The sequence below is a fragment of the Kistimonas scapharcae genome (genome assembly GCF_039540975.1).
Taxonomy (GTDB): domain Bacteria; phylum Pseudomonadota; class Gammaproteobacteria; order Pseudomonadales; family Endozoicomonadaceae; genus Kistimonas; species Kistimonas scapharcae.
In genome coordinates this window covers 1-720 of record NZ_BAABFL010000178.1, presented here as the reverse complement: position 1 = coordinate 720, position 720 = coordinate 1, and the positions used below count along the sequence as shown (strand labels likewise).

1 protein-coding gene is annotated in these 720 nt (G+C 48.3%); it reads right to left on the bottom strand.

Features of this window, described 5'->3' with window-relative positions:
* The coding region (locus ABD892_RS10265) for an ISAs1 family transposase (protein WP_345195530.1) at nucleotides 1–720 on the bottom strand (720 nt) is incomplete at both ends.

The window sequence follows — 720 nt, the reverse complement described above, 5'->3', positions numbered from 1 at the left end:
CTGTGCTTCGTGAAGCTTTCTTCTGCTTTCTTTTCATACCACCGCTAAAGCTTTTCACATCGTTGAGAAGGTTCAGGGCAATATGCCGAAAGCCTGCCAGGATTTCTGAGGCATCCCCCCGTCGAATCCTGCAATCATCTTCACCCATCGCCACATCAAGCTTCCAGTGCAGCTTATTCTCTATATACCAGTGCTCCCTGGTCGCTTGCGCCAACTTCTCAGCGGTCAGTTCTGCTGAGCTGATGTAATACCGCAGGGTGATATCTTCCAAGGCAAGTTCTCGACCTTCTACCTCACGAATAGCAAGCGCTACACCGAGCGTTTTCATGCCTGGCCAGTCAAACGACAGATTCACAAACTCGTCGAACAGATCACTGACAATATAGAAACGTGTTTCATGCCGACCATGCTGTTTCTCGACGGTCTGATAGCTGTCACCTGACCAGTTCTGAACTTTCATCACAGTAAAGTGGTTTTGAAAAGCATCGTGTAATTTGCCTTGATTCCCTTTCACCGCGAGAAGGTAATCTGCATCCTTCTCCACGATCTTTTTGGCAATGGCTCTCTGGCATCCCATGGCATCAATGGTGATCAGGCACCCTTTTATTTCCAGCAACTCAAGCAGATCAGGGATGGCGGTAATCTCATTGCTCTTCTCTTCGGTCTTAACCTGACCAAGAACAACACCATTGGCTGCTGCAAAAGCGCTTACCATGTGGA